The 522-nt window shown below is 75.3% G+C and carries 1 protein-coding gene; it reads left to right on the top strand.

All coding sequences use genetic code 11. The features are described from left to right. The coding region (locus tag C3481_RS16615) for a hypothetical protein (protein ID WP_219817691.1) at nucleotides 1–522 on the top strand (522 nt) is incomplete at both ends.

Raw genomic sequence — 522 nt, 5'->3', positions numbered from 1 at the left:
GCTGCCCAAGGGCCTGCCCGGCTTCATCGACCGCTTCGGCGCGATCCAGCTCCGGCTGGACTGCCCCGGCCTCGGCAAGGACGCCGAAGGCCGGCAGCGCACGCTCCTGATGCGCACCTCATTGGGCCGCGACACGCTCACCGGCGTCCCCGGCGCGGCGTACGGAACGGTCGCCGCGCTCGCCAACGGCATCTCCCAGCGGCTCGGCTGCGGCGCGAAGCCGCTCACGGCCCCCGGCAAGGACACACCGCCGGCCGACATCGAGGACGACCCCAAAACCGTGCCGCTCGCCCGCGCGAAGGACACCTCCTGCGCCTGGGCGGCCGACGCAGGACTGCCGGCCGACGGCGGCTGGCGGCTCGCCGCCCTGCGCAACCCCGCGGCCCCCACCGGCCGCTGCGACCTGTACTCCGGCACCGACGAGCAGTCCGGCGGGGCGGCGCACCAGCTCTCCTTCGTGGCCTGGTACGGCGACTGGAGCAACCGCCTCGCGAGCCATGACGGCGAGCGCAGCCCCATGAC

The organism is Microbacterium sp. Ru50 (assembly GCF_002920555.1).
Classification (GTDB): Bacteria; Actinomycetota; Actinomycetes; order Actinomycetales; family Microbacteriaceae; genus Microbacterium; species Microbacterium arborescens.
The sequence above is the reverse complement of the archived record's forward strand: the minus strand, read 5'-3'. Positions and strand labels throughout refer to the sequence as shown.